Here is a 26788-nt window from a genome sequence, read left to right as displayed (position 1 = left end):
TGTCAGGCGACCGGGTACGTCATCGGCCGCAGGTGTGTGGTGCTGGTCGGACGGGTGCTGGTCGTTCGGGTGCTCTGCGGGTTGCGTCACTGGGCGGGGCCGGACAGCAGTGCGCCGGCACCCAGGTCGAGGAGCTCGGCGGCCAACGTCCGGCCGAGCTGCTCAGCCTCAGTGAAGTCGCCGAGTGCGGAAGCCCGCAGCATGTCGACCGCACCGTTCTCGCCCTCGACGGCCGCGGTGCCGCGCAACGAGATCCGTTCCACCACCGCGCCCTCGGAGTCGAGGTCCTCGACGATCTCGGCGAGCGCACCCACGGGTGCGCTGCACCCCGCCTCGAGCGCGGCCAGCAGGGAACGCTCGGCCGTCACCGCGGCCCGCGTGCCCTCGTCGTCCAAACTGGACGCGAGCAGGTGCTCCACGTCCACGTCTTCGGCCCGGCACTCCACCGCCAGCGCCCCCTGCGCGGGAGCGGGCAGCATCTGGATCGGGTCGAGGGTCTCGGTGATCGCCCCCACCAGACCGATCCGCGCCAGTCCGGCACGCGCGAGCACCACGGCATCGAGCTCGCCGTCGGTCACCTTGCGCATGCGGGTATCGATATTGCCCCGAATCGGCACGATTTCCAAACCGAGGCCCAGCGCGAGCAGCTGCGAGGTGCGCCGCGGCGCCCCCGTGCCCACGGTCGAACCGGGCGGGAGCTCACCGAGCGTGAGGCCATCGCGGGCGATCAGCGCGTCGCGCGGGTCCTCGCGCGGCGGCACGGCGGCGAGCACGATGCCGGCGGCCGGCGCCGTGGGCAGGTCCTTGTACGAGTGGACGATGACGTCGATTTCCTTGCGCAGCAAGGCTTCCCGCAGCGCCGAAGTGAAGACGCCGACGCCGATCTGCGGGATCGGCTTGCTGGAGACGTCGCCGGGGGTGGTCACCGTGACGATCTCGACCTCGGCGCCGGTGGCGCGGATCTTGTCGGCCACGGTCTCGGTCTGCGCGACGGCGAGCTTGCTGCCCCGCGTCCCGATGCGAATCACTCTGTCCACTGCTTACTTCTTCTCGATGTCTGGCGGCACGGCGGTGGGGCTCGCCACAGCCGCGGGGGCCTGCGGGTCGAGGCAGAACAGCTCGCGCAACGCGTTGGCGTAGTCGGTGTCGGCCGTCTCGGCGGCCAGCTGCTTCACCCGCACGGTGGGCGCGTGCAGCAGTTTGTCGACGACACGGCGGACCGTGCGGCCGACTTCTTCGCGGACCTGCGTGTCGAGGTCCGGGAGGCGGTTGTCCAGACGAAGCAGCTCCGCGTCGACCACGTCGGCCGCGCGGCGGCGCAGCGCGGTGACGGTGGGCGTGACCTCGGCGCTGCGCTGGCCGGCGAGGTAGTCGCGCACCTCGTCGAGCACGATGCCGTTGGCCTTGATCGTCTGGCGTTCGGTGGTCGGGGCGCCGGCGTCGCGCATGCGGCGCTGGATCGTCTCGAGGTCGACAACGGTCACGTCGGCCAGGTCGGCCACGCCCGCGTCGACGTCCTTCGGCAGGCCGAGGTCGCACACCACGAGCGGGCGGCCCGCGCGGGCGGGCACGTGCTCGGGCAGGAACACGGCATCCTGCGCACCGGTGCACGACACGACGATGTCGGCTTTCGCCACGGCGTCGGCCAGCCCGGACAGCGGCACGGGGCGCGCGGGCACGCCCTCGATCGCGGTCTTCTCGGCGAGCCGCGCGGCCTTGGCCTCGGTGCGGTTGGCCACGGTGATCTCGCCGATGCCGGCCTTGCGCAGGTGCGACGCGGTCAGCGCGCCCATCGAGCCGGCGCCGACGATCAGGGCGTGCTTGCCCACGAGGTCACCCGCGGCGGCCAGCGCCTCGGACACCACGGACGCACCCAGCTGGTCGAGACCCGTCTCGGAGTGCACGCGCTTGCCGACGCGCAGCGTCGTCTGGATCAGCTCGTGCAGCGTGCGCCCGACGGTGCCGGCCTCACGCGCGGTGGCGTAGGCCGAGCGGACCTGGCCGAGGATCTGCGTCTCGCCGACGACCATCGAGTCGAGACCCGACGTCACCGAGAACAGGTGCTCGACGGCCGCCCCGGCGTAGTGCACGTAGAGGTTGTCGTAGAGATCCGCCGGCTCCATGCCGGCCTGGCGGGCGAGCACGTCGGAGACGTCGTTGACGCCGCCGTGGAACGTCTCGACCACCGCGTAGACCTCGATGCGGTTGCACGTGGAGACCAGCATGGCCTCGCTCACGCTCTCGGCCTGCTGCAGCTCGTGCAGGACCTTCGTGACCTCTTCGGCGGGCACGGCGGCCCGTTCGAGCGTGGTCAGCTCCGCACTTCGGTGGGAGAGCCCGACCGCCAACACGCTCATCCGCGCACCACCATTCCAAGACCGCCGTCTGCCTGTCCGTTGCCGCTGCTGCCATTGTCGATCGGCAGGCCGGCGTCCGGTAACCCGGTATTCCCCTGAATTGCCAGGGCGTCATCGGCACGGCGAGCCACGTGGAACGAGAGGATCTGAAGTTCGACCGCCAGGTCGACCTTGCGGACCTCGATGTGCGCCGGCACCTGGAGCACCACCGGCGCGAAGTTCAGTATGCACTGGACGCCGCCCGCCACCAGCCTGTCGCACACGGACTGCGCAGCGGTAGGAGGTGTGGCGATGATCCCGATGGAAATCTGCCGTTCGGAGCAAACTCGCGGGATTTCGTCCAGGTGCGAGACGGGCAGACCCCCTACGGGAACCCCGACGAGGTCGGGGTCGAGGTCGAACAGCGCCTCGACGGGGAAACCGCGGCCGGGGAACCCGCCGTAGTTGGCCAGCGCGTGACCGAGGTTACCGATCCCGACCACGGCGACGCGGTGCTGGCGGGTGAGGCCGAGGATGCGTTCGATCTGGCTGACCAGCACCTGCACCTCGTAGCCGACGCCACGCGTGCCGTACGAGCCGAGGTAGGAGAGGTCCTTGCGCAGCTTGGCGGAGTTCACACCCGCGGACGCGGAGAGCTCTTCGCTGGAGACGGTGGTCGCGCCCTGCTCCGCCATTCCGGACAGGACCCGGAGGTAGACGGCGAGGCGCGCGACGGCCGCTTCGGGGATCTGCTTGGCGCGGACGGCGGTCTCGACCGCGCTGTCGACCGCGGGCATCTCCGCCGTGGGCGCGTTGTCGGCATCGGGCGCTGCCCGCCGGGCGCGGCCGTTGCCCTTCGCGGCCCGGCGGGGTGGTTCAGCGGGCGGTTCGGCACCGCTGCGCCTCCCCCGCTGTGTCACCACGCCGGCCACTCCTCAAGATTGGGTCGCATCTCTTGACCCCGCGACTGGAGTCCGGTTCAATGCCGGGCTTTTGCGGGACGACTCCCTACGGTAGTCCACTTGTGAACGCGCGCACAAAGTCACTGGTCATCGACATGACGCGGCGCACACCGGCGCCCGATCAGGTGACTGCGGGGCGAGTGGCACCGGGCACCGGGGCCGGCCGGGCAAGATCATCCGCGCCCTGCCCGCGTTTCGGAGGTTGTTCAGGCTGATGGCCACCCACTGGATCTGGTACGTGATCTCACCGATCGTCGTCATCGGCGGCGCCTACCTGTACTACCGGCGCTACCAACGCCACCGTGCCGCCATCCAGTCCTTCGCCGCCGACCGCGGCTGGTCCTACACCGAACGCGAGCCCGACCTCGTCGGCCGCTGCTACGGCCGCCCGTTCGAGGGCTACGGCCGGCGCCGCCGCACCTGGCACGCCGTCGCGGGACGCTGGCGTGAGCTGGAGGTGCTCTCCTTCGAGTACAGCGAGGTCGTCGGCCACCAGAACCGCGCCCGCCGCCGCTGGACGCAGCTCACGGGCGTGCGCCTGCCCTTCCCCGCGCCCGAGGTCTACGCCGCCCCGCGCGACACCCTGGGCCGGCTCGCCCGCGACCTCGGCTTCAACCGCGCCGGCACCGGCGACGAGCCGTTCGACCAGGACTGGGTCACCTACGGCCCGGTGACACCTGCCATGCAGGAGTGGCTACGCCGGCACGGCCGCCCGTTCCGCGTGGTCGCAGGAATGGCCGAAACCTGGGACGGTGGCCGGTTCAACACCCAGCGGGTGGAGCCGGCGGTGGCGGACCTGGCTGAGCTGGTGCCGTTGCTGAGCGGGGTCCACGGCCGGTGAGGATGCTCGCCGAGGGCGACCCGGACCGGCGTTTCCCGATAGCTGCCGAGCTGACGGGCCGAGAACGCGTCAGGCGTTGACCATCACCGAGTGCCAGCCCGAGGCGCCGTCCGGCACAGGCTCGGCGGCCTGCTCCGTCTGGGTGTAGCCCGACTGGTCGGTGGCCCGCACCGTCACGCTGTGGCTGCCGGACGGCACGGCCAGGTCGGTCCACCACATGCGCCACGTGTCCTTGTTGACCTCGGTCGACAGGGTGGTCGGCTGCCACGGGCCCTGGTCCACCCGCACCTCGACCTTGGCGATGCCGATGTGCTGGGCCCACGCCGTGCCGGCGACGCGGAGCTTGCCGGAGGTCACCTTGGCGGTGTCGATGCGCGATTCGGTCTTGATGGGTGCCTGTTCGGCCCAGCCGCGCTGCAGCCAGTAGGACTGGCGGTCGTCCCACTTGGCGAACTCGAGGTCGGTGACCCACTTCGTCGCGGAGACGTAGCCGTACAGGCCGGGGATGACGATGCGCGCGGGGAAACCGTGTTCGACGGGCAGGGGTTCGCCGTTCATGCCGATGGCGAGCATGGCGCCGCGCGTCGGGTCGAGGGCGATCTTGGCGGGGGTGCTGCAGGTGAAGCCGTCGATGCTCGTCGCGTACATCTGTTCCGCGCCCGGTTGTACGCCGGCCGCGTTGAGCAGGTCGACGAGGTCCACGCCGATGAACTTGGCCGTGGAGATCAGATCCCCGCCGACCTCGTTGGAGACGCAGGTCATCGTGATCTCGCGCTCGACCAGCGGGCGCGAGCGGATGTCGTTGTAGGAAAACGAAACCTCGCGGTTGACGAGGCCGTGGATCTTCAGGTTCCACTCCTCGGTGCGCACCTGCGGCACCACGAACGCCGTGTCGATGCGGTAGAAGTCCGAGTTCGGCGTGATGAACGGCGGCGAGCCCAGCTTCTGGAAATCGGCGTCCGGCGGCAGCGGCGGGGCTTTGCGCGCGGCGACGAGCGGTCCCACCGCGGCCCGCGACTGGTCCGCGTTGCCCGTGGTGGCCGAGATCGCCTGCCCGGCGACGGCCGCGACCCCCGCGCCCGCCGCGACGCCGATCCCGCGCGACAGGACCTGCCGCCGCGTCGGCCCCTTCGGCGGACGGCTGTCGTCGAACGCCGTCGGCAGCGCGTAGTGGTGCAACCAGGTGAACACGAACGCCGAAGCCGCCAGCGACACGACGGGCGCCAGCAGCGCGAGCTGCCCGACGTCGGTGCGCTCGTACACCGCCGCGACACCGGCGATGCCGAGCAGCACCACCACGATCTGGCCACCCCGTGGCGTCCGGCGGGAAACCTGCCCGGCCAGCACCGCGAACAGCACCAGCACCACGGCGAGGCCGACCTTCAGCACCGTCTTGTCCGCCGTGCCGAGCGTCTGCTCCGCCCACACCACCACGGCGTGCGGGCTGTGCGCGATCACGAAGTCGGCGACGGCCACGAACGGCGACGCGTTGTAACCGACGAAGCCGGCGATGAGATGCCCCACGCCCAATGCGGTGACCAAGGCCGCCAGCCCGATCAACGACGCGATCGGCAACGACAGCCGCCGCGGCTCAGGGGGCTTGACTACCTGCGGGGCTTCCTTCAACGCGCTCACCCCACCATCTTCGGCGGGCTCAGGCCCCGATATCGCCCGGAACCCTTACGACTTGATTACCGCATCGGACTATCCGGCGGAACTATCCGATCAGGGCCCGGCGGAACCGCTCTTCCTCAACGCGCCAGTACCCGTGTTCCGCACCGTCGATGAGGATCACCGGAACCTGGTCGCCGTACTCGGCTCGCCACTCGGCGTCACTGTCGACGTCCGCGAGCTCCCACGGCACGTCGAGCTCGCCGCAGATCCGCGCGACCTCGGCCTCGGCCACCTCGCAGAGGTGGCAGCCGGCGCGCGTCATCACCGTCACCTGATGCACCACCGCAGTCTAGAACCCGGCCGGACGCACTCAGCGCAGCTTGAGCCGCCGCAGCTTCCCGGTGGCCGAATGCGGCAGGTTCTCCGCGAACTCCACGAGGTGCGGCACCTTGTACCCGGCCAGGTTCGCCGCGCACTGGTCGCTCACCTGCTGCTCCGACAGCGCCGCGCCGTCGGCCGGCACCACCACGGCCTTCACGGCCTCGCCGCTGCGCTCGTCGACGACCCCGACCACGGCGACTTCCGCCACGCCCGGCAGCCGCGAGATCACGTCCTCGACCTCGTGGGGGTAGACGTTGAAGCCGTTGACGATGATCAAGTCGTTGGCGCGGTCGACCAGGTGCAGGTCTCCGTCGAGGTCGAGGTAGCCGACGTCGCCGGTGCGGAACCAGCCCTCGGCGTCGGGGCCGTGCGCGCCGTCGGGCCAGTAGCCGGAGAACAGGTTCGCGCCGCGGATCGACACCAGGCCGGTGTCGCCGCCGGACTCGAAGACGTCGGCGACGTCGTCCGGGTCGAGCGGCACGCCCTCCTCGGTGCCGTCGCTGTCGACGAGCCGCAGCTCGATGCCGGGCAGCGGCCGCCCGACCGAGCCGGGCTTCGGGTAGCCCGTGACCAGCGTCGACGTGACCACGGGCGCGCATTCGGTGAGGCCGTAGCCCTCGTAGACATCGTGGCCGGTGGCCTCGCGGATCGCCGTCAGCACGCGCGGGTGCAGCGGCGCGGCGCCCGAGGTCAGCATCCGCACGGTCGCGAGCCCGCGCGCCAGCTCCTCGGCGCCGAGGTCGGCGAACTCCATGTACATGGTCGGCACGCCGGCGATCGACGTGACGCGGTATTCGGCGCAGTCGTCCAGCGTCTTCGCCGGCTCGAAGCGCTCCGAGAGCACGAGCGTCGCGCCCACGGAAGTCGCCTGCAGCAGGCCGGGCCCGAGGCCGTAGACGTGGAACAGCGGAATGGTCACGAGCATGCGGTCCTCGTGCACCAGCACGCCGTCGACCCGGCTGAGCTGCTCGAGGTTCGCCAGCAGCGCGCGGTGCGAGAGCAGCACGCCGCGCGGCGGGCCGGTCGTGCCGGAGGTGTAGGAGATCACCGCGATGTCCTCGCCGCCGCGGCCGAGGTCCACGGGGTCTCCCCCGAGCTCGCCGCGTGGTGACAACGCCGTGAGGCCGTCAGGTAACTCGGAGTCATCCCGCTGGATCACGAACCGGGGGTCGCAGTGCGCCAGCAGCCGCTCCAGCTCCGGCGCAGGCGCCTGCGGAGACAGCGGCACGGCGATCGCGCCGGCGCGCAGCACGCCGTACAGGGCGACGGCGAAATCCGCCGACGTCGGCAGCCGCAGCACGACCCGGTCGCCCGGCTCCACGCCGGCTTCGACGAGCCGCCGCGCCTGCGCGTGGGCCGCCTCGTCGAGCTCCCGCCAGGTGAGCGCGGCCCCCGTGCCGGTCTCGGTGACGGCCGTTTCGTCCGCCCATCTGGCCGCCGCCTTGGTGAGCAGCTGCGCGACACCCTCCACCGGGCCCCCTTCCTGCTGTAGCCCTTTTGTCATCTTGTCACCCGTAACGGGGACGCCGCGCGATCGTCGCACCTCCGGTACCGCGGGACCTCTACCTACTTCGCGGTAACTACACGTATGCTGCACTGCGTCGCCGGGTGGCGTTGATCACTGCCGGGTGACGCGAGAAAGGGAGTCACCGTGACGAACTTGCTGGTCTGCGCCGTTTACGCGGTCGTGGAACACGCAACGCGGCCCCTCCCTGCTCGTGTGGGGGACAAGGGCGCTGCCCATTGCGAAGGCCGCCCGCGCGGCCTTCGGACCGCAGGAGGTGCCGCCCTGTGACCCTGCCGACCACCGCGAACCGCGGCCCCGTCGTGATGTTCGCCGAACGTGCGTTCGGGCGCCCCGCCGCCGTCCCGCTGACCCGCGCCACCGAGGCCGCGCCGGCCCCGGACCCCGCCGAAGCCGCCAAGATCGAGGCGTGGGACCTCGTCCGCGAAGCGCAGGAGGGCGACTCCTCGGCTTTCGGGAAGCTCTACGACCGGTACGTGGACGTCGTCTACCGCTACGCGCTGTTCCGCCTCGGCGACCGCGAGCTCGCCGAGGACGTCACGAGCGAGACGTTCCTGCGCGCACTGCGCCGGATCACGTCGGTCAGCTACCAGGGCCGCGACGTCGGCGCCTGGTTCGTCACGATCGCCCGGAACCTGATCCTCGACCACGTGAAGTCGAGCCGCTTCCGCCTCGAGGTCGTGACCGACGAGGTGAGCGAGCCGCGCACGGCGCCGGTTTCGGCCGTCGGGCCGGCCGCGCAGGCCGGGCCGGAGCAGCAGGCCATCGCGGGCGCGACCCGCGCGGAGCTGCTGCGCTGCGTCGCCGAACTGGGCGAGGACCAGCGTGAGTGCATCGTGCTGCGGTTCCTGCAGGGGCTGTCGGTCGCGGAGACGGCCCAGGTGATGCGTCGCAACGAGGGCGCGATCAAGGCGTTGCAGCACCGCGCTGTCCGCCGTCTGGCCCAATTGCTGCCCACCGGGCTGCGCTGACTTTTTTCACGTCCCGGCGCAACCGTAACTTCTTCGTCTTCTTAATCGTTTCTCCACGCAGACCGGCTGTCAGGGCCGGGGCTTGTAGAGCTTTGTGAAGCTTTGTGGAGACGGAGCAGCACCGTGGGCGTGCCCGGGTGGTTTTCGCGGGATCGAGCCGAGAACGAGCGGTTCGATCGCGCCCTGGACCCGTCGCCCGTGGAGCGCGACGGCGAGTTCGCCGACGAGCTGGCCGTGGTCGCCGCCCTGCGCTCGCTGGGCGAGGCGGGCGCGCCCGACGTCGAGACGCGCGAGCGCATCCGGGCGGAGATCGAGGGCCGGCTCGGCGAGCCAGTCGTGCGCCGACGGCGGAAACCGCGGATGGCCGATCTCGTGGCGGCCGGCATCGCGCTCGTGCTGGGGCTGGCGGGGCTGACGCTGCTGCTGTCGCGCAACGCCATGCCGGGCGACGCGCTGTACACCGTGAAGCGCGCCGGAGAGGAGACGTCGCTGGGGCTGACGTTCGGCGACGAGGCCAAGGCGCGCAAGCACCTGGACTTCGCGGCCAACCGCGTGAGCGAGCTGGGGCTGATGACGGACGCGTCGCCTTCGGCGTACCGGACGGCTCTCGGTGATTTCAGCAGCGACGTCCGCGCGGGCGTCACGGCGCTGACGGCTCTGGCGACGGGTGGCAGCGGGCGCACGCAGCTGTCGGACCTCGAGACGTGGACTAAGGAGCAGGCGCGGCTGCTGGCGGCCGAGCAGCCGCGGATCCCGACGTCCGCGCGGGCGGACCTGAGTGGTGCGCGCGGGCTGCTGACCCGCGTGCAGCAGCGGACGTCGGCGCTGGTGTCGCGGCTGAACTGCTACGAGATCACCACGGGCAGCTCCGACGAGCTGGGCCTGCTTCCGGCGCGGGGCGCGTGTACGCAGCAGCCCGCGCGTCCTGCCGGCTCCGCACCGACTTCGCCTTCGTCCCCCGGCTCCACCCCTACGCCCACCGAAAGCGGGGTGCCGCCGGCGACCGGGACGTCGTCCTCGCCGGACCTGGCCGTTTCCGGCACGCCGACGCCGACGTCCGGCGGCAGCACTACGACTCCGCCGCCGGTGTTCGCGCCGCCGATCACCGCGCCGACGACGCCGAGGCTGCCGACGACCAGCCCGCCGCCGCCGTTGATCTCGATCCCGCCACTGCTGCCGGGCCTTCCGCCCATCGTCATCGGGTGATCACGCGGCGCGTCGGCAACCCCTGATCGAGGCCCTCACCACACCTGGAACGGGTGAGTCGCATGGTCGCTACGCTGTGCGTCAGGACCCGGCCGTTCCCGGCCGCCGGGACGTGCCCGAACGTGGAGGCGGTGTGCGTGTCAGCTTGGCGTGGCAAGGATAAGAGTCAGGAGCTCGAACGGCTCGCCACGCTCGCGGGCGAGGCGTCGGCCGAGGCCGCCCAGATCACGGCGAACGCCGAGCCCGCCGTGCCCCCGGCGCCGCCGGACCTGACCGCGGCCGCGTTCTTCGACGTGGACAACACGATGATGATGGGCGCGTCGATCTTCTACTTCGCGCGCGGCCTCGCGGCGCGCAAATTCTTCACGTCCTCCGACCTCGCCGGTTTCGTGTGGCAGCAGGTGAAGTTCCGCCTGGGCGGGCGCGAGAACAAGGAGGACATCAAGTCCCACCGCGAGCGCGCACTGTCCTTTGTGGCCGGTCGTACCGTCGAAGAGCTCACCAGCATCAGCGAAGAGATCTACGACGAGCTCATGGCCGACAAGATCTGGTCCGGCACCCGCGCGCTCGCCCAGATGCACCTCGACGCGGGCCAGCGCGTGTGGCTCGTGACGGCCACGCCCATCGAGCTCGCCGCGATCATCTCCCGGCGCCTAGGCCTGACCGGCGCCCTGGGCACCGTCGCGGAAACCAAGGACGGCGTTTACACGGGCCGACTGGTGGGCGACCTGCTCCACGGCCGCGCGAAGGCCCACGCCGTCCGCGCGCTCGCCTCGCGCGAGGGTCTGAACCTCAAGCGCTGCACGGCGTACTCCGATTCGCAGAACGACGTGCCCATGCTGTCCGCCGTCGGCACCGCCGTGGCCATCAACCCGGACTCCGGCCTGCGCGACGTGGCCCGCGCCCGCGGCTGGGAAATCCGCGACTTCCGCACGGGCCGCAAGGCGGCGAAGATCGGCGTCCCGTCGGTCCTGGGCGCGGGCGCCCTCGCGGGCGCCGTGGCGGCGGGAATGGCTTACCGCCGACGCTGACGTCGACGCCGGCGGGCTGAGCCCGCCTCAGCCGCGGAAGATGTTCTTGCGCTGAGCGAGGCGGCGGTACAGGGTCTGCTGGATGGATTCCCGCACCTGATCCGTCAGGGTGAACACCAGCATCGGGTCGTCGACGGCGTCCGGGGTGTAGTCGTCCGTGCGGATGGGCTCGCCGAACTCGATGGTCCACTTGGTGGGCAGGGGGACGGCGCCGAGCGCGCCCAGAAGCGGGAAGAACGGCGTGACCGGGAAGTACGGCAAGCCGAGCAGCCGCGCGAGCAGGCGGATGTCGCCGAGTTTCGGGTACGTCTCCTCCGCGCCGACGACGGACACGGGGATGATCGGCACGCCCGCGCGCATCGCAGCGGAGACGAAGCCGCCGCGGCCGAAGCGTTGCAGCTTGTAGCGCGCGGAGAACGGCTTGCCGATGCCCTTGAAGCCCTCCGGCCACACGCCGACGAGCTCGCCGGCGCTCAGCAGACGTTCGGCGTCGGCGTTGCAGGCCAGCGTCTGGCCCGACTTGCGTGCGAACGAGCCCACCAGCGGCATCTTGAACACCAGGTCGGCGCCGAGGCCGCGCAGGTGGCGCCCGCCCGTCTCGTCGTGGACGGCGACGGCGGTCATCAACGCGTCGAGCGGCACGGTGCCCGAGTGGTTCGACACGAGCAGCGCGCCGCCGGCCGTCGGAAGGTTCTCGACGCCGAAGGTGTCGACGCGGAACCACTTCTCGTACAGCGCGCGCAGCGGCGGCAGCACGAGGGTCTCGGTGAGTTCGGCGTCGAAGCCGAACTCGTCAACGGTGTAGTCGCCCGTCAGCCGGTTTCGCAGGAAGGCCAGCGCCGACCGCACGGACTCCGGCAAGGGTTCCGGCTCGGCGGGCGACGGCGGAGCGGCCGGGAAGGCCACCACCGGCGCGTCCGAAGACGGCTCCGATGAGGACGACGACGGCGCGGCCGGCTGCGTAACCCGCCCCGGGCCGTGCAGCGGGATCACCTGAGCCTCGGCTCCGTTCACGGTGTGCGCCTCACTTCCGGTCACGGGGCTCATCGGCCGGCCTGCCCGGTCGCGGCGGCCACGAGGACCTTGCCGGCCAGCGAGGCCAGCCGGGCCCCGTCGAACACCGGGCGCAGGCCGCGGCCCGTGGTGTAGTCGTCGAACGCCTCGCGCGTGGTGAAGCGAGGCTGGTAGCCGAACTCCTTCTTGAGCTTCGTGATGTCCACGACCCGCCCGAAGTTCAGCAGGCGGACCTGGTCGGCCGAGAAGTCGACCACGCGCGCGCCCCGCAGGACCTTGCCCACGGACGGCACCACGGCGCTCGGCATCGGCAGCCCCACCCGGCCCGCCCGGCGGATCGCCTGGGACAACCCGAGTACCCCTTCCGACGCGACGTTGAACACGCCCGGCTTGTCCTGCAGCACGGCCTGCTCCAGCACGCCCAGCGCGTCGGACGCGTGCAGCAGCTGCAAGCGCGCGTCGTAGCCGAAGACGGTGGGCACGACCGGCAGCGCGAAGTAGCGCGAGAGCACCGTGTCGACCTCGGGCCCGATGACGTTGGCGAAGCGCGCGAGCGTGACCGTGATGTCGGGCCGGCGGCGGGCGAGGCCGCGCACGTAGCCCTCCACCTCAACGGCGTCCTTCGCGTAGCCGGTGGACGACGTCGGGATCAGCTCCGAGTCCTCCGTGAACACGGCCTGCGAACGTGCCCCCGCCCCGTAGACGGCGGCAGTGGACTTGACCACGAGCTTGCGCACCTTCGGTGAGCTCTGGCAGGCCGCCAGCAGCCGCATGGTGCCGATCACGTTCAGTTCCTTGACGGCGGAGCGGCGGCTCGGCCCGGCCGGGTGGGTCAGGCACGCCGTGTGCACCACCGTGTCGACGCCGGCGCTGCTGATGACCTTGGCGATCAGCGGGTTGCGGATGTCGGCGCGCACGAACTCGGCGCGGCCCATCCGCTGCAGGACGTCTTTCGCGGGCGGCGCGGTGTCGACGCCGATCACGCGCTCGAAGGCGGAGTTGGTGCCGAGGCGGGCGAGCAGCTTCCCGCCCAGGTCTCCCGCGACCCCGGTGACGAGCACGATGTTCGACGGCATGGGACTCCCTGTGCGGCTGGGCTGTTTCGGCTGGGCGTAAGGGGGTGGATGATCACCCGAAGTGCACGAGCCTGCACTCATTGGAAGCATCGCGCGGACGCCCCACCGATGTTACCGGCGCCAGGGGATGCCCTGACCAGGTCTTACTTCGTATTTACAACTCCACCAGAGAATTGCGACTCACGCCTCACTCAATCGGGGGAGAAGGCCCACCAAATGGACGTGGCCCGTCCAGAGACTGGACGGGCCACGGCGCATCAGCTGTGGGGCTGGCTCACTTGCCGGCCTTCCGACGCTGCACTCGCGTACGGCGAAGCAACTTGCGGTGCTTCTTCTTGGACATGCGCTTGCGGCGCTTCTTGATCACGGAACCCATGGGCGCTCCTCAGTTGTCGTCGGTCACGCTGCCCGGCGCAGCGTCCAACGGGTGGAGCGCACAGGCACGAGCGATTTACCAGGTTACCCGCGTGCCGACGCGGGCCGGTCGGCGGGCATGGGTGAGCACATGCCCGGCGACCGTCCAGCCCATGTCGAACCGCCGCCCTCAACGGAGCGGCGCGCCGCACGGAACTGCTATCCGACGTCGAAGTAGGCACCCTGCAGGTACTCGTGCACGGCCTTTTCGGGAACTCGGAACGACTTCCCCACTCTCACAGCGGGGAGCTCGCCCGAGTGCACCAGCCGGTACACGGTCATCTTCGAGACCCGCATCAGCGTGGCCACCTCGGCGACCGTCAAAAACTGGACCTGCCCGACCGAGGGCAAATCCTCCTTCTTGTTCGGCGACATGATTACCGCGTCCTTCGACACGTGTCGCGCCACGAGGCTTCCCCACCTGTGGTATCGACACGCACGTGCTCTTCCAGAGGGTAGCGGGACACGTGGGACTAGTGCGACGGCTGTCACCGGGATGGGCCCCTACCTGCGGGTTTTCGCCGCACGGATTACCCACTCGGGTCTTATTTGCCGGTTTTGTCAGTCCTCGTGGGCGCGGCCGAGCTCTTCAGAACGGTCGCGCGCGGCCTCGATCGCGTCCAGCAGAGCCGCCCGGACGCCGTGCTTTTCGAGCTCGCGGATCGCGTTGATGGTGGTGCCGGCGGGCGACGTGACGGCCTCGCGCAGCAGCACGGGGTGATCCGTGCCCTCGGCGAGCATCTTCGCGGCGCCCACGGCCGACTGGATGATCAGCTGCCCCGCGAGCGCGCGCGGCAGGCCGAGCAGGATGCCGGCGTCGATCATGGCCTCGACCAGGTAGAAGAAGTAGGCCGGTCCCGAGCCTGAGAGGGCCGTGACGGCGTCCTGCTGCGATTCCGGTACCTCGACGACCTGGCCGACGTGCGAGAGCAGCTCGTGGACCGTGGCGAGGTGTTCGGCGGTGGCGTAGCGGCCGGGCGACATCGCGCTCATGGCCTCGCCGACCAGCATCGGCGTGTTCGGCATCACGCGGACCACGGGCACACCGTCAGCCAGGCGCCGCTCGTACAGCGACGTCGGCAGCCCCGCGCAGAGCGAGACGACCAATGAGGACGCGCCGAGCAGCGGCGCCAGCTCCGCCAGCACCGGCTCGATGTCCTGCGGCTTCACGGCGACCACGAGCACGTCCGCGCGCTTGGCGGCGTCCTCCACGGTGGCCGCGCGCATGCCCGGGTAGCGCTCCTCGAGCTCGCGGACGCGGCCCTCGTAGCGCTCGGTGAAGAGCAGGTCGCCGGGCGCCTGGCCCCCGTGCAGCAGCCCCGACAGGAGGGCTTCGCCGATCTTTCCCGCGCCCAGCACCGCAATCACACTCATGCCACTGAGAGTGCCAAACGCGCGTCAGGCTCCGGGTGCCGGGGCGAGCGCGAGCTGGCGCGCCTGCGCGACGAGGCGGCCCTGGGAGTCGACCACCGTGGCGTCGGAGTCGAACCAGGCCTCGTGCACCGAACGCGATTCCACGAGGATGCGCAGCCAGCCGGGGGCCGGGCGGGTGCGCAGGAAGGCCGTGAGCTGCACCGTGGGCGCCCAGCCGACGCGGCCGAGGTTGGCCACCACCGGCGGGTTGAGATCGCCCGCGAGGAGTGCGAAGTAGACGTCGCCGATCCCGTCTCGCGGACGCGCCCACAACTTCAGCCGCGGCGGGTCGCCGGCGCGCCCGGCGAGGTACCCCGCCGTGGCCGGGTCCACGCGGATCTCGCAGCTGGAGGAGAGGTTGAACACGCCTTCGGAGGTTTCGGCGCCCAGCGGCACCGCGCCCGAAGGCGGTTCGGCCGGCAGCTGCGGCACGTCGCTCCAGTCCGGCCGGCGCATCGGCAGCCGCCCGGTCGTCACGCGCGCCTCCACGCAGCTGCGCCCGCGCTGCTCCAGCCGCACCCCGACCACCGACGCGCGGCGGCCGACCTTGCGGACGTCGGTGCGCAGCAGCACCGGACCCAGTGCCGGTGCGTGCAGGAACTCGGCGCTGACCACCAGTGGTTCCACCGTGGGTTCGCCGCGTTCGCCGAGCACGGCCGTGGCGGCCTTGGCGAGCAGGGCAAGGAGGAACCCGCCGTGGGGATGGTTCGCGATCGCCCATTCCGCTCTCAGCGTGGCCGTGAAGGTCCCGTCTCCGAGGGAGCGGACTGCGCTGGCCGCGTCGAACGCCGTCGCCGTCTGTTCGGCCCGGCTCACGAACGGCCGGCCACGGCGGCGCATGTGGCGGAGAAGTTCAACGATCGCAACGAGTTCACGGTCGGCACTTTACGTGTCGATGAGCCGGATGAGGGTGTCCCGGGGCCCGGGACCGCCCGGACAGCCGATCATGCTAACGGCCTGGTCACTGTCCGAGGTGCAACCGGGCGAACAGCAGCGCCTCCGCGAGGGCGCGGGCGCGCTCGGCGGTGGTCATGGCGTGGCGCGTGTTGACCTCGAGCACGACCTGACCGGTGAAGCCGTCGCTGACCAGCTTTTCAAGCAGCTCGGCGCACGGCTGGCCCCCGTGGCCCGGGATGAGGTGCTCGTCCTTGGGCACGCCGGTTCCGTCGGCGAGGTGGACGTGGCTCAGGCCCTCCCCCATCCGCTCGGCCAGCGCCAGCGCGTCCATCCGCGCGGCGGCGCTGTGGGAAAGATCAAGCGTGTAATGCCGGAACCCGACGTCCGTGGGATCGATCGACGGCCGGAACGCCGACACCCGCGCGTTCCGCGACCCACCCGGCGGACGCACCTTGAACATGTTCTCCACGGCGACCTCGATGCCGGATTTCTCTTCCAGCTCGTCCACGAGGTCCCCGAACGCGTCCCCGTAGCGCCGCTGCCATCGGAACGGCGGATGCACGACGACCGTCCGCGCCCCCAGTTGCTCCGCGGCCTCCACGGACTTCCGCAGCCGGATCTCGGGATCCGGCGACCAGACCCGCTGCGTGATCAACAGCGACGGCGAGTGGATCGAAAGGATCGGCACGTTCGTGCGCTTCGACCACCGGCGCACCGCCGCGACGTCCTGGCTGATGGGGTCCGCCCACACCATGACCTCGACCCCGTCGTACCCGAGCTCCGCCGCGAGCTCGAACGCCGCCCCCGCCCGCAGGGGCCACACCGACGCAGTGCTCAGGCCCACAGGTATCGGCTTCTCAGGCGCGTTCACGGGGACATCCTGCCTTGCCCCGGGTGGGCGTGTCGCAGGTGCTGTGGGGTGGGCGCGTGTTCGCGGATGGGGACAGCGCCTGGCTGGGGCGAGAGGTCGGGGGTGTCGTCAACCGCAAACACCAGGCGGCTCACGCGGTGGTCTTGACCACGGCGAGCGAAGCTCAAGCCGTCCCCCGCCGTAAACGCAAGAACTCCCGGCCCGCGACCAGCGAGACCGGGAGTTCCCGACAAACCCGAAACCGCCTAACGCCCCACCAGCAACAGGGCGGCAGGTGACACCGTCACCACCAAACCCACCAGGATCGCCAGCAGCGTGGTCTGCAGGTCTTCCGCGCGGCGGATCTTGCGGACGATCCACACCAGCGCCACGATCACCAGCAGGGCGCCCACGAGGGCGGCCGGCGCGAGGTTGACCCAGAGCCAGTTGAAGCCGAGCCACACACCGGCGCCGCCGACGACGCCGAGGGCCAGTTGGCCCGCGAGGGTGAGCCACTGTTTGCCAGGAGACCCTTCGAGGGCCGGCTCTGCGGCCACGGGAGCGGCGGCGGGCTCTTCGGGGGCGACGTCGTCGTAGTCGTCCTCGTAGTCGCCGTGCTGGTCGTAGCCGTAGTCGTCGCCGTCGAAGTCCTGGGAGCCCGGCTGGGCGAACTCGCGCTCGTACTCGGACAGGTCGTCGACGGGGCCGCCGCCCGGGGCGAACGGCATGGGCGCCGGGTAGCCCGCGGTGGGCGGGCCGGCGTCGAAGTCGGCGGGGGCGGCCATGGTGGGCGGGCCGCCGTCGTAGCCGCCCTCGGCGGCGTACGGCTCGTCGTAGTCGTCGGCCGCGTAGTCCTCGTCGGCGTAGGCGTCGGCGGACTCGCCCGGGACGACCGGCATCACGCCGATCTCGGTGTCCTCGAGTTGTTCCTGCTCACGACGTTTGCGCCAACCCGCCAAGCCCGGCGGCTGAGCGGGAGGACCACCGGGGCGAGGACCACCCGGCCCAGGACCACCCGGGCCAGGACCGGGAGCCACCTCAGGCGCCTCCGGCGCCACCCCGGCCACGGCGTCGAACTGCTCTGTGTGCGGGTCCTGCTGCGGCGCGGGACGGCGGGCCGGCGCCCGGCGCGGACGCTGCGGCGCACCCGTGGGGAACGCGCCACTGGCCATGGGCGGCTCGGGCACGTCGGCGTCGGGCGTTCCGTCAAGACCGTCGAGGCGCGACGTCAGCGTGCCGCCCGGCGCGGGCGGCGGGCCGGGACGACGGCGGACCGGCGGCACCTGGTTGCGGGTCTCTTCCGCACCCGGCGGCGGCACCGGCTGCTGGCGCGCCGGACGGCCGCGCGGCGGCACCGGCATCTGGCCGGACTCCTGCGGCGGCGCCGGCGGACGCACGAACTGGCTCGACTCGGCTGAAGGCGAAGGCGGAACCGGCAGCTGCGCCGACTCCTGCGGCCGCGCGAACTGGCCCGACTCCTGCGGCGGAGCCGGCGGGCGCGTGTAACCCGTCTCCTGCGGCCGCACGAACTGCCCGGACTCCTGCGGCGGAGCCGGCGGCCGGGCGAACTGCCCCGACTCGGGTGGAGGCTGACGAACGTACCCGGAATCCTGCTGCCCGTTCACCGGCCGGACCGACCGCGTCGGCGGGCCGGCAGGACCACCAGGGCCACCCGGACCCGCAGGACCCGGACCCGGACCAGGACCAGCCAACCCACCCGGTCCCTGAGGACCGGCGGGAGGAGCAGGCGGACGCTGCATCGGCCCCGACTCCTGCGGCACCGCCCGCGGCGCGGGGGCCGCGGGCCCGTCCGAACGACGACGGCCACCCGCCGAGCGCGAAGGCGGCGGCGGAGTGCCGCCGTCGCTGGTCACGCGGTCGATGATCGCCTGCGGGGCGGTGTCGCTCACACCCGCGGCGCGACGGCCGCTCTCCGGCGGCTGCTCGGGGGTTTCGTCGTCTTCGGCTGCGCGACGCCTGCGCCGCCGTGAGCCCTCGACCTGCTGCCCGTGCTGGGCGAGCAGTTCGGCCACGGTCTTCTGGGGCGGGGCGCCGTTCTCGTCGGTCATACCGTGCTGTCCAAAGCGCGCTCGGGGTTGGCCACGGCACGAGCCGGCGGCCGGACGCAGGCGGCGCCGCGCGCGCTGAACACCGTGCTGTGCATGTCCGTCACCTCTTCACCGTGCCTGTTTTCCGTCACCGAAGTCCAGTCCGCTGCTGTCACCGGTCCTCCCCGTTCGCCGAAACGCCGGTGAGGGCGGCCCCAGTTTCGTCCGCGCCGTTGGAATGGTCCAGCCGTCGCAGGATGACACCCTCTCGCAGTGCCCAGGGGCAGATCTCGAGTTCTTCGAGGGAGAGCGCCCGCATGGCGGCTTGCGCCACCAGAGCACCCGCCACGAGCTGGGCCGACCGGCTCGAGCTGACCCCCTCGAGTTGCGCGAGGTCCGCTGCGGGCATGCGCGAAATGAAGGCGATGAGCTGGCGCAACGCGGTGTCCGTGAGCGTACGGCGCACGCGCGGGCCCGCCGCCGAGGGGGCCGCGCCGGTGAGCCTGGCCAGGGAGCGGAACGTCTTCGACGTCGCCACCACCCGATCGGGTTCACCCCATCTCGCGACCTTCTTCGCGAGCCCGCCGAGCTCGCCCTCCAGCCACGCGGAAGTGGCCACGACCTCCGAACGCGTGGGCGGGTCGTGGCGGAAGCGCGTGCGCGTGGTGCGCCCGGCTCCCAGCGGCAGCGACTCCGCGAGCACGGGCTCCTCGTCGCGGCCCATCGCGACCTCCAGCGAGCCGCCGCCGATGTCGAGCACCAGCACCTGGCCGGCCGACCAGCCGAACCACCGCCGCACGGCCAGGAAAGTCAAGCGCGCCTCGTCGACGCCGGAGAGCACCTTCAGCTCGACGCCGGTCTCTTCCGCGACTCTGGCCAGCACCTTCGCCGAGTTCTTGGCTTCGCGCACCGCCGACGTCGCGAAGGCCATCACTTCTTCGCACCCGAGCCGGACGGCCGAAGCGCGCGCCGACTCCACGGCCCGAACCAGCTGGTCGGAGCCCGCGCGGCTGAGCTCGCCGGATCGCGTGATCTGCTCGGCCAGGCGCAACACGGCCTTCTCCGAGTGCATGGGCGTCGGGTGCGCACCACGATGGGCGTCGACCACCAGCAGGTGGACGGTGTTGGACCCGACGTCGAGTACCCCTAGGCGCACGAGGATCCAGCGTACCGGTCCCACAGCCAGGTCTCGAAACTGTAACCAACACCACTCGGTCCGGGCTCGACTCTGCGTGGCCGAACGCCCGCACAGGGTGAAAAATAAAGCGTTTTCCCAGGAGCCAAAACGGCCGGAGCGGCAAGAAAAAACCCCGCCACGCCGGCCGTGCTCCGGTGTTTTACCTACCGGCGGCTCACGTCTCGAACTTGTACCCGAGGCCGCGCACCGTCACGAGGTGGCGCGGGGAGCCCGGGTCGGGCTCGATCTTCGAGCGCAGGCGCTTCACGTGGACGTCGAGGGTCTTGGTGTCCCCGACGTAGTCGGCGCCCCACACGCGGTCGATGAGCTGGCCGCGCGTGAGCACGCGGCCCACGTTGCGCAGCAGGTACTCCAGCAGGTCGAACTCCTTGAGCGGCAGCGAAACCTCGGCGCCGTCCACGGTCACGACGTGCCGCTCGACGTCCATCCGCACGGGCCCGGCCGAGAGCACCAGCGGCGCCAGCTCGCCCTCCGCGCCCGGCTCGCCGCCGCGGCGCAGCACCGCGCGCACGCGCGCGATGAGTTCCCGGGCCGAGTAGGGCTTCGTCACGTAGTCGTCGGCGCCGAGCTCGAGGCCCACGACCTTGTCGATCTCGCTGTCGCGCGCCGTCACCATGATCACCGGCACGGCCGAACGCTGGCGCAACTGCTTGCACACGTCCGTGCCGCTCATACCCGGGAGCATGAGGTCGAGCAGCACGATGTCGGCACCATTGCGGTCGAACTCCTCGAGCGCCTGCTGTCCCGTCCCGGCCACCGCGGCCGTGAAACCTTCCTTGCGCAACAGGAAGGCGAGCGGGTCGGCGAAGGACTCTTCGTCCTCGACAATGAGAACCCTCGTCACAGGTTTCCTCCATGGTCTGGGCTGGAGAGCTCCTGCCCGGTTGCCACGAGCCGGGGTGTCCGCTCGGGGGTCTTGTCCTGCCGCACCACGGTGGCGGGCTGGGTCTGCTGTTTGCCACGCGCGCCGTCGCCGCCGGGCTCGGGGCTGACGTGCGCGGGGATCCGCAGCGTGAACGTGGACCCGGTGCCGGGTCTGCTCCACAGGCCCACCGAACCGCCGTGGTTGGCCGCGACGTGCTTCACGATCGCCAGGCCCAGCCCCGTGCCGCCGGTGGCGCGGGAGCGGGCCTTGTCCGCGCGGTAGAAGCGCTCGAACACGCGCTGCTGCTCGTCTTCGGCGATGCCGATGCCGCGGTCGGTCACGGCGATCTCGACCATGCCGTCGGCGAGCCGGCGCGAGATCGACACCGGGCTGCCCGGCGACGAGTACGCGACGGCGTTCTCCAGCAGGTTCGACAGCGCAGTGACCAGCAGCGTCCGGTCGCCCTCGATGAGCAGGCCGCTCGCCGTGTCGGTGGTGATGGTGATCTCCGCCGACTCCGCCGACAACGTTGTCCGGCCCAGCGCCTCCCGCACCACGGCGTCGACCTCGACGACGTTGAGGTCCGGCAGCCGTTCGGCGCCCTGCAGGCGCGAAAGCGCGATCAGCTCGGTCACGAGCGTGCCCAGCCGGGTGGACTCGCGCAGGATCTTGCTGCCGAAGCGGCGGACCTCGTCCACGTCGTCGACCGCGTCGAGCACAGCCTCGGTGAGCAGCGCGATCGCGCCCACCGGGGTCTTGAGCTCGTGGCTCACGTTGGCCACGAAGTCGCGCCGCACGGCTTCCAGGCGGATGGCCTCGGAGTGGTCCACGGCCTCGACCACGGTGAAGCCGTCGCCGAGCGGGCGGACCTCGCCGAGCACCGCCTCGGGCTGTCGCCTCCCGCGGTTCTCGAGCGGCGACAGGTCGATCTCCATCGGCTCGTCGGTCTCCACCACCTGCTCGGCGGCGGCGCGGGCCCGCGGGTCGGCCTGGTTCACGCGCACCAGGCCGAGCTCGTAGGCCCTCGGGTTGTGCAGCACGAGGTCCCCGAAGCGGTTGAGGACGATAACGCCGCTCCTGGACGACCGGATCAGCCGATCGAGTAGCTCCGCCACGGTCGGTCCCGCCGGCCGTGCCGTCTCCTTCCGGGCCCGGGCCCGGGCGATGAGGAACCCGACGACCGCGCCGACGACAAGAGCGCCGATGGCCGAGATCAGGGCAACAGGCGTGGTCACGAGGGAATCGTAAGCATCCCGGTAGCCTTTCGGACCAGTCCTGGAAGCCCGGTCGTGAGGCGCGTGACACCTACAGGGGACAAGTTCGCCCTGGTGTCAGGCCCCGTTCACCCTGCCGAGATCTTGCGGACAAATGTTCACGCTCCGTCGAGCTCGGCAAGATCGCCGGCCGTCAGGCGCAGCTGCGCGGCGGCGACGTTCTGTGCCAGATGGTCCGGGTTGCCCGTACCCGGGATCGCGAGCACGTGATCACCTTGCGCGAGTGTCCACGCGAGACGGACCTGGGCCGAGGTGGCGTCGTGGCGTTTCGCGACCGTCGCCACGCGCTCTTCGACGCCCGTTTCGTCGGTTTGTCCACTCGCGACGGCGAACCACGGCACGAACGCCACGCCGTGCTCACCGCACAGGCGCAGCAGCTCGTCGTCCTCGCGGACCGCGGTGAGGCCGTACTGGTTCTGCACGCAGACCACGGGCGCGATCGCCAGTGCCTCCGTGAGGTGCTCCGGGCCGACGTTGGAGATGCCCAGCTCGCGGATGAGGCCGGCCTCCCGCAGCTCGGCCAGCGCGCCGAAGTGCTCGGCGATGGAGCCCGTGCCGCGGCCGAGGCCCGTGCCGATGCGCAGGTTGACCACATCGATGTGGTCGCGCGCGAGCTGGCGCAGGTTCTCCTCGACCTGGCCGCGCAGCTGGTCGGGCCGCGCGAAGGGCAGGAACTCGCCGGACGGGTCGCGGCCGGGGCCGACCTTCGTGGTCAGGACCAGGTCGTCGGCGTACGGCGAAAGGGCCGCGTTGATCATCTCGTTGGAGGAGAACTCCGGCGTGAAGTAGAACGCCGCCGTGTCGATGTGGTTCACGCCGAGCTCGAGCGCGCGGCGCAGGACGGTGAGGGCGCGCTCGCGGTCGGCGCTGGTGCCGCCCGTGAACGGGACGAGCCGCATGGCGCCAAAGCCGAGGCGGTTGACGGTCAGGGAGCCGAGCTGCCACGTGCCGGCGGCCGCGGCGGGAAGTGCTGTCTGGGTCATGACTTCCAGCGTGACCCGGCGGCTTTCGCGTCGCCCGGATTGGCAGGAAGCTGCCACCCGGCAGTGGCCGCGGTCGCTCCACGAGGTGACACTGGAGTGCGTGACTCGAGTCGACGACGTCGTGACCGTGCGCGGCGAACGCGAGCTGTTCGACCGCACCGCCCACCTGTTCGGCAGCGCCACGGACATCGCGTGCGCCGCGAACACCCTCTTCACCTGGGCGGCTTCGCGCCCGGGCACCGGTGTGCCCCCGGTGCCCGACCTGCAGGGCCGGCGGGCACGCAAGATCTACGTGCCGAGCGTGCTGCTGGACGAGGCGAGCGTCGAGCACCTGCGCCTCCTGCGAAAGGTCGGCGCGCAGATCCGGATCACCGAGCGCGAGATCAACGAGACGATCATCCTCGACGGGCGCCTCGCGATCCTCGCCGCCGAGGTCACGCCGGACGGGCGCAGCTACACCGTCCTTTCGCGACCCGACCTCGTCAACGGGATCTCGTCGCTGTTCGAGGCCGCGTGGCGGTCGTCGACGGACCTCGCGGCGTTCGAAACGCGCTACGCCGAGCTGCGCCGCCACACGCCGCGGCTGCTCGACTTGCTGCTGTCGGGCTGCACCGACGAGACCGCGGCGCGCACGATGGGCGTCGGCCTGCGGACCTACCGGCGCTACGTCGCGGAGCTGATGGCAGCGTTGGGGGCGACGTCGCGGTTCCAGGCCGGGGCGCGCGCGAAGGAGGCCGGTCTGCTGTGAAGCGTGGTGTCGTGGTGTTGCTCGCCCTGTTCGCTGCCGGGTGCAGCTCGGCGGTGGGCGGGAAGGCCGCGGTTCCGCCGCAGCCCGCCAACCTGGCCTACGTGGACGCGAAGGCCACGAGCGACGCGTCCGCGGGGATCAAGAAGGCCATGGAGACCGTGTTCAGCTTCGACTCCACCGACACGGCCGCGGTCGCGAAGAACGAGCAGGAGTACTTCACCGGCAACGCCCGCACGCAGTTCGACCAGACCTTCGCACAGATCAAGACCACTCCGGTGAAGACGCAGACGCACGTGATCGATTCGGGCGTCGCCGCGCTGTCGCCGGGCGGGGCCACGGTGCTCGCCGCGATCAAGCAGCAGAGCCAGGCCCCCGACGGCAAGACCAACGCGGCGCTCGCGGTGGTCCTCGTGACCGCCGCACCGGCCGGCGACCACTGGCGCGTCAGCGACCTGAACCTCAACCCGCGCGGCACCCTCGGCCCGGCGGCCGACCCGGGCGCCCCGCGCCCTGCCGTCACCCGCGACTCCGCCCTCGCCGCCGCCCGGCACGCCGGCTCGGTGCTGCTGACCGTCGACGCCCAGAACGCCGACGCCGTGTACGACGGCTACGAGAGCGTCGCCGTCGACCCGCTCCTCACACAGTTCCGCGCGACCCGCCAGACCACCGTCGACAGCATGAAAAGCAGCGGCGCCAAGGCTTCCTTCAACCCCCAGTCCGCGGCCGCCGTGTCGTCGGCCTCCGCGGACGGCAAGACCGCCACGGTCCTCCTCGACGCCGTCGTCTCGACCCAGCAACAGGGCGGCCCACAGGACCGCACCATCCCCGTCCGCCTCACCCTGGCCCGCCAACCGGACGGCGGCTGGAAGGTGTCGGCGATCGACCCGCTGAACGCTGCCTGAGCCGCTCCCGACTACGCCGAAGGGCCACCGCGCAGCTCGCGCAGTGGCCCTTCGTCCGTGACTGGGTAAGGCTCAGCGACCCTGGTTCGCCACCGCGGCAGCGGCTTCCTCCGCCGCCTCCGGGTCGAGGTACAGGCCGCCCGGCTTGATGGGCTGGAGGTCGTCGGTGAGGTCGTAGCGCAGGGGGATGCCGGTGGGGATGTTGAGAGCCGCGATGTCCGTGTCGGAGATGCCGTCGAGGTGCTTCACGAGCGCGCGCAGCGAGTTGCCGTGCGCGGCGACCAGGACGTTCTTGCCCGCGCGAAGGTCGGGGACGATCGCGGACTCCCAATACGGCAGGAGGCGCTCGACGACGTCCTTGAGGCATTCGGTCAGGGGCGCGTTGTCGCCGAGGTCGGCGTAGCGCGGGTCGCCGGCCTGGCTGAACTCGTCGGCCGGGTCGATGGCGGGCGGCGGGGTGTCGTAGGAGCGGCGCCAGAGCATGAACTGCTCCTCGCCGAACTCCTCCAGCGTCTGCTTCTTGTTCTTGCCCTGCAGCGCACCGTAGTGGCGCTCGTTGAGCCGCCAGTCGCGCTTGACGGGGATCCAGTGCCGGTCGGCGGCGTCGAGGGCGATGTTCGCCGTGCCGATCGCGCGGCGCAGCAGCGACGTGTGCACCACGTCCGGCAGCAGCTCCGCCTCGGCCAGCAGCTGGCCACCCTGGCGAGCCTCGCGCTCGCCCGTCTCCGAAAGCGGCACGTCCACCCACCCGGTGAACAGGTTTTCCGCGTTCCACGTGCTCTGTCCGTGACGCAGCAGCACCAGCGTCCCAAGTTCGGCCATGGCCCACAGCCTGCCAGAGCGGACCAGGTTCGTGACTGGTGAGTCCCGCTTGAACGACGTTCTACAGAGAGTGTGTTACCCCATAGTAACACCTTCACCCGAACAGAAGTCAGCCCGTCAACAAGCCGCGAAAAGGGTGCAATGTGCTGCGCGCTGTTATCCCGCCTCGCGAAGTTCACACGAATGGAGTAACGAGTAGTCTTGTGATTACAGGTGGACATCTGACAGGTTTGGCATGTCCCGCTCAGCCGGATTCCACGCACTCCCCGGCTGACGGCGGGCTATGACCGCGGCTCGTCTCCCCCCTGCCGAGCCGCGGCCCGCCGGCCCCGTTGGCATCCCCCTCGTCACCGGGTCCTTGATCGGCGGGAACTTCAGCGGGGCGGCTCGAGATCGCGACTCCCCCCTCCCTCGAGCCGTCCCGCCTTTCCCGTTATCCCGCAGGTCCGGCGGGGACAGCCGCGTCTGCCGTGTCACCGACCGGCCGCGAACGGCGCCGCTTGCGCACCCACCACCACACCGCCCCGGCCGGGATCCCGAGCACCACGGCGAACGGCGCGATCGCCCCCAGCGCCGTCAGGAAGCCACCACCGACGGTCAGGAACGCGTCCCAGCCACCGGCGAGCCCCGCGAGGAAGCCGGGCAAGTCATCGGATGTCTGCCCGGGACCGGTTACGACCTCGGCCGTCACGGACAGTGCCACTGTCGCCATCGCGACACTCCCCGCGAGCGCCTTCTGCTGCTGTTCGAGTGACTCGAGCGCGGCTTCGCGGTTGGTGAGCTCACTCTCCACACTCGCGATCTCGGAGATCGACGTCGCCTTCGCCAGCAACGCCCGGATCCGGTCGACGCTCGCGCGCTGCGTCGCCAGGCGCGCGTCCACGTCGACCACCTGGGCGGTGACGTCCTGGGAGCTCAGCTCCCGCTTGGTGACCTTGCCGAGCCCCGCGAGCTGGTCGAGCACCCCGTCGAGCTTTTCGGCGGGCACGGCGAGGCTCAGGGTCGCGGACGACTCCAGCGTGCTCTCCTGGCCCGTGTACCCGCCGGCTCCGGCCGCGATCACCCGCGCCCGCGAGACGACGTCGTCGAGCTTCGGGGTCGAGAGGTCCAGTCGCGCGCTCCGGGCGAGTTTGCGGTCGGTGGTCCCCGCGGCCCCCACCGCCGGCGGAACCGGGCCCTTCGTGGTCAGGCCCTGCTGCGGCACACCGGGTTGCGCCACGCCCTGCTGAGGCAGTCCCTGTTGGGGCACAGCCGCGCGCCCGGCCGCCACCCCGCTGTCGGCCTCCGTCGAGCTCGGCTCGTTCGCCGTGCACCCCGCCAGCGCCACCAGCAACCCGGCGCCGGCCAGCATCCATCTCCATCGAGTTCTCATCCGTCCTCCTCCACTCGGGTGGCAGACGGACGGACCCCGGCGTCA

The 26788-nt window shown here is 71.2% G+C and carries 27 protein-coding genes; 6 read left to right on the top strand and 21 right to left on the bottom strand.

Features of this window, described 5'->3' with window-relative positions:
- Positions 1–86: 86 nt before the first annotated feature.
- From hemC to ABZU76_RS10320, 3 genes are read right to left on the bottom strand one after another with little or no spacing between them, the layout of a single operon-like run.
- Positions 87–1037, bottom strand: coding sequence for a hydroxymethylbilane synthase (gene hemC / locus ABZU76_RS10330; protein WP_354867115.1), 951 nt, complete (start codon positions 1035–1037; stop codon positions 87–89).
- Positions 1038–1040: 3 nt separating this feature from the next.
- Positions 1041–2357 (bottom strand): glutamyl-tRNA reductase, encoded by a 1317-nt coding sequence (locus tag ABZU76_RS10325; protein WP_354867112.1) that lies wholly within the window; start codon positions 2355–2357, stop codon positions 1041–1043.
- Positions 2354–3259, bottom strand: coding sequence for a redox-sensing transcriptional repressor Rex (locus ABZU76_RS10320; protein ID WP_220247325.1), 906 nt, complete (start codon positions 3257–3259; stop codon positions 2354–2356). Before ABZU76_RS10320 ends, ABZU76_RS10325 begins: the two co-directional genes overlap by 4 nt.
- A 253-nt stretch (positions 3260–3512) precedes the next feature.
- On the opposite strand from ABZU76_RS10320, the gene ABZU76_RS10315 reads away from it, so the two are divergent.
- The gene (locus tag ABZU76_RS10315) at positions 3513–4139 is read left to right on the top strand and encodes a hypothetical protein (protein ID WP_354867109.1); all 627 of its coding nucleotides are present in this window, start codon (positions 3513–3515) and stop codon (positions 4137–4139) included.
- A 69-nt stretch (positions 4140–4208) separates the two neighbouring features.
- Here the strand turns inward: ABZU76_RS10315 and ABZU76_RS10310 are convergent, their stop codons facing one another.
- The 3 genes from ABZU76_RS10310 to ABZU76_RS10300 form a co-directional block, all read right to left on the bottom strand.
- Positions 4209–5774 carry a molybdopterin-dependent oxidoreductase gene (locus ABZU76_RS10310; protein WP_354867107.1) on the bottom strand — a complete coding sequence of 522 codons (1566 nt, stop codon included), beginning with the start codon at positions 5772–5774 and terminating at the stop codon, positions 4209–4211.
- 82 nt (positions 5775–5856) lie between these two features.
- Positions 5857–6096 (bottom strand): glutaredoxin family protein, encoded by a 240-nt coding sequence (locus tag ABZU76_RS10305; protein ID WP_354867105.1) that lies wholly within the window; start codon positions 6094–6096, stop codon positions 5857–5859.
- A gap of 27 nt (positions 6097–6123) precedes the next feature.
- Positions 6124–7638, bottom strand: coding sequence for an AMP-binding protein (locus ABZU76_RS10300; protein ID WP_354867103.1), 1515 nt, complete (start codon positions 7636–7638; stop codon positions 6124–6126).
- A 287-nt stretch (positions 7639–7925) separates the two neighbouring features.
- Between ABZU76_RS10300 and ABZU76_RS10295 the strand changes: the two genes are divergently transcribed.
- The 3 genes from ABZU76_RS10295 (at position 7926) to ABZU76_RS10285 (ending at position 10867) form a co-directional block, all read left to right on the top strand.
- On the top strand, positions 7926–8630 hold the full coding sequence (locus tag ABZU76_RS10295) for a sigma-70 family RNA polymerase sigma factor (protein WP_354867101.1): 705 nt from the start codon (positions 7926–7928) through the stop codon (positions 8628–8630).
- Between the two features lie 123 nt (positions 8631–8753).
- Positions 8754–9836 carry a DUF5667 domain-containing protein gene (locus tag ABZU76_RS10290; protein ID WP_354867099.1) on the top strand — a complete coding sequence of 361 codons (1083 nt, stop codon included), beginning with the start codon at positions 8754–8756 and terminating at the stop codon, positions 9834–9836.
- Between the two features lie 122 nt (positions 9837–9958).
- Positions 9959–10867 (top strand): HAD-IB family hydrolase, encoded by a 909-nt coding sequence (locus tag ABZU76_RS10285; RefSeq protein ID WP_220247323.1) that lies wholly within the window; start codon positions 9959–9961, stop codon positions 10865–10867.
- Positions 10868–10894: 27 nt separating this feature from the next.
- Here ABZU76_RS10285 and ABZU76_RS10280 read toward each other — a convergent pair whose 3' ends face one another.
- The 13 genes from ABZU76_RS10280 to ABZU76_RS10220 form a co-directional block, all read right to left on the bottom strand.
- On the bottom strand, positions 10895–11914 hold the full coding sequence (locus ABZU76_RS10280; RefSeq protein WP_354867097.1) for a lysophospholipid acyltransferase family protein: 1020 nt from the start codon (positions 11912–11914) through the stop codon (positions 10895–10897).
- Complete coding sequence (locus ABZU76_RS10275) at positions 11911–12957, bottom strand: NAD-dependent epimerase/dehydratase family protein (RefSeq protein WP_354867096.1); 1047 nt, start codon at positions 12955–12957, stop codon at positions 11911–11913. The genes ABZU76_RS10280 and ABZU76_RS10275 overlap by 4 nt, the downstream gene beginning before the upstream one ends.
- Positions 12958–13231: 274 nt before the next feature.
- The gene (locus ABZU76_RS10270; RefSeq protein WP_007030867.1) at positions 13232–13333 is read right to left on the bottom strand and encodes an AURKAIP1/COX24 domain-containing protein; all 102 of its coding nucleotides are present in this window, start codon (positions 13331–13333) and stop codon (positions 13232–13234) included.
- A gap of 197 nt (positions 13334–13530) precedes the next feature.
- The gene (locus ABZU76_RS10265) at positions 13531–13746 is read right to left on the bottom strand and encodes a helix-turn-helix domain-containing protein (RefSeq protein WP_101436173.1); all 216 of its coding nucleotides are present in this window, start codon (positions 13744–13746) and stop codon (positions 13531–13533) included.
- 186 nt (positions 13747–13932) lie between these two features.
- Complete coding sequence (gene proC / locus ABZU76_RS10260; protein WP_354867093.1) at positions 13933–14745, bottom strand: pyrroline-5-carboxylate reductase; 813 nt, start codon at positions 14743–14745, stop codon at positions 13933–13935.
- A gap of 24 nt (positions 14746–14769) precedes the next feature.
- Positions 14770–15624 (bottom strand): thioesterase family protein, encoded by an 855-nt coding sequence (locus tag ABZU76_RS10255; RefSeq protein ID WP_354867091.1) that lies wholly within the window; start codon positions 15622–15624, stop codon positions 14770–14772.
- 121 nt (positions 15625–15745) lie between these two features.
- Positions 15746–16552 (bottom strand): sugar phosphate isomerase/epimerase family protein, encoded by an 807-nt coding sequence (locus tag ABZU76_RS10250; protein WP_354867089.1) that lies wholly within the window; start codon positions 16550–16552, stop codon positions 15746–15748.
- Between the two features lie 245 nt (positions 16553–16797).
- Positions 16798–18600, bottom strand: coding sequence for a hypothetical protein (locus ABZU76_RS10245; RefSeq protein ID WP_354867087.1), 1803 nt, complete (start codon positions 18598–18600; stop codon positions 16798–16800).
- Entirely contained in the window at positions 18597–18755 is a 159-nt protein-coding gene (locus tag ABZU76_RS10240) for a hypothetical protein (protein WP_285970812.1), read from the bottom strand. Before ABZU76_RS10240 ends, ABZU76_RS10245 begins: the two co-directional genes overlap by 4 nt.
- Complete coding sequence (locus tag ABZU76_RS10235; RefSeq protein ID WP_354867085.1) at positions 18752–19735, bottom strand: Ppx/GppA phosphatase family protein; 984 nt, start codon at positions 19733–19735, stop codon at positions 18752–18754. Before ABZU76_RS10235 ends, ABZU76_RS10240 begins: the two co-directional genes overlap by 4 nt.
- A 196-nt stretch (positions 19736–19931) precedes the next feature.
- Positions 19932–20621 carry a response regulator transcription factor gene (locus ABZU76_RS10230; RefSeq protein WP_204091841.1) on the bottom strand — a complete coding sequence of 230 codons (690 nt, stop codon included), beginning with the start codon at positions 20619–20621 and terminating at the stop codon, positions 19932–19934.
- Positions 20618–21877, bottom strand: a complete 1260-nt coding sequence (locus tag ABZU76_RS10225) for an ATP-binding protein (protein WP_354867082.1) — start codon at positions 21875–21877, stop codon at positions 20618–20620. The genes ABZU76_RS10230 and ABZU76_RS10225 overlap by 4 nt, the downstream gene beginning before the upstream one ends.
- Positions 21878–22014: 137 nt before the next feature.
- Positions 22015–22899: an aldo/keto reductase gene (locus ABZU76_RS10220; RefSeq protein WP_354867081.1), complete on the bottom strand. Its 885-nt coding sequence runs from the start codon at positions 22897–22899 to the stop codon at positions 22015–22017.
- A gap of 100 nt (positions 22900–22999) precedes the next feature.
- Between ABZU76_RS10220 and ABZU76_RS10215 the strand changes: the two genes are divergently transcribed.
- Together ABZU76_RS10215 and ABZU76_RS10210 are read left to right on the top strand one after the other, a co-directional pair.
- Complete coding sequence (locus ABZU76_RS10215) at positions 23000–23647, top strand: DNA-binding response regulator (RefSeq protein ID WP_354867079.1); 648 nt, start codon at positions 23000–23002, stop codon at positions 23645–23647.
- Entirely contained in the window at positions 23644–24549 is a 906-nt protein-coding gene (locus tag ABZU76_RS10210) for a hypothetical protein (RefSeq protein WP_354867077.1), read from the top strand. The genes ABZU76_RS10215 and ABZU76_RS10210 overlap by 4 nt, the downstream gene beginning before the upstream one ends.
- A 72-nt stretch (positions 24550–24621) precedes the next feature.
- Here the strand turns inward: ABZU76_RS10210 and ABZU76_RS10205 are convergent, their stop codons facing one another.
- A complete protein-coding gene (locus tag ABZU76_RS10205) occupies positions 24622–25371 on the bottom strand; it encodes a phosphoglyceromutase (protein WP_354867075.1) in 750 nt (249 codons plus the stop codon).
- 433 nt (positions 25372–25804) lie between these two features.
- The gene (locus ABZU76_RS10200; RefSeq protein WP_354867073.1) at positions 25805–26743 is read right to left on the bottom strand and encodes a DUF4349 domain-containing protein; all 939 of its coding nucleotides are present in this window, start codon (positions 26741–26743) and stop codon (positions 25805–25807) included.
- Positions 26744–26788: the final 45 nt, after the last annotated feature.

It is taken from the genome of Amycolatopsis sp. NPDC005232 (genome assembly GCF_040607795.1).
Classification (GTDB): Bacteria; Actinomycetota; Actinomycetes; order Mycobacteriales; family Pseudonocardiaceae; genus Amycolatopsis.
The sequence above is the reverse complement of the archived record's forward strand: the minus strand, read 5'-3'. Positions and strand labels throughout refer to the sequence as shown.

What these genes read in the sequence shown, in the direction of transcription:
- ABZU76_RS10325 (WP_354867112.1), bottom strand. Translation starts at nt 2,357, where the DNA reads ATGAGCGTGTTGGCGGTCGGGCTCTCCCACCGAAGTGCGGAGCTGACC.
- ABZU76_RS10315 (WP_354867109.1), top strand. Translation starts at nt 3,513, where the DNA reads ATGGCCACCCACTGGATCTGGTACGTGATCTCACCGATCGTCGTCATC.
- ABZU76_RS10300 (WP_354867103.1), bottom strand. Translation starts at nt 7,638, where the DNA reads ATGACAAAAGGGCTACAGCAGGAAGGGGGCCCGGTGGAGGGTGTCGCG.
- ABZU76_RS10280 (WP_354867097.1), bottom strand. Translation starts at nt 11,914, where the DNA reads ATGAGCCCCGTGACCGGAAGTGAGGCGCACACCGTGAACGGAGCCGAG.
- ABZU76_RS10275 (WP_354867096.1), bottom strand. Translation starts at nt 12,957, where the DNA reads ATGCCGTCGAACATCGTGCTCGTCACCGGGGTCGCGGGAGACCTGGGC.
- ABZU76_RS10270 (WP_007030867.1), bottom strand. Translation starts at nt 13,333, where the DNA reads ATGGGTTCCGTGATCAAGAAGCGCCGCAAGCGCATGTCCAAGAAGAAG.
- ABZU76_RS10265 (WP_101436173.1), bottom strand. Translation starts at nt 13,746, where the DNA reads ATGTCGCCGAACAAGAAGGAGGATTTGCCCTCGGTCGGGCAGGTCCAG.
- proC (WP_354867093.1), bottom strand. Translation starts at nt 14,745, where the DNA reads ATGAGTGTGATTGCGGTGCTGGGCGCGGGAAAGATCGGCGAAGCCCTC.
- ABZU76_RS10255 (WP_354867091.1), bottom strand. Translation starts at nt 15,624, where the DNA reads ATGCGCCGCCGTGGCCGGCCGTTCGTGAGCCGGGCCGAACAGACGGCG.
- ABZU76_RS10245 (WP_354867087.1), bottom strand. Translation starts at nt 18,600, where the DNA reads ATGACCGACGAGAACGGCGCCCCGCCCCAGAAGACCGTGGCCGAACTG.
- ABZU76_RS10220 (WP_354867081.1), bottom strand. Translation starts at nt 22,899, where the DNA reads ATGACCCAGACAGCACTTCCCGCCGCGGCCGCCGGCACGTGGCAGCTC.
- ABZU76_RS10205 (WP_354867075.1), bottom strand. Translation starts at nt 25,371, where the DNA reads ATGGCCGAACTTGGGACGCTGGTGCTGCTGCGTCACGGACAGAGCACG.
- ABZU76_RS10200 (WP_354867073.1), bottom strand. Translation starts at nt 26,743, where the DNA reads ATGAGAACTCGATGGAGATGGATGCTGGCCGGCGCCGGGTTGCTGGTG.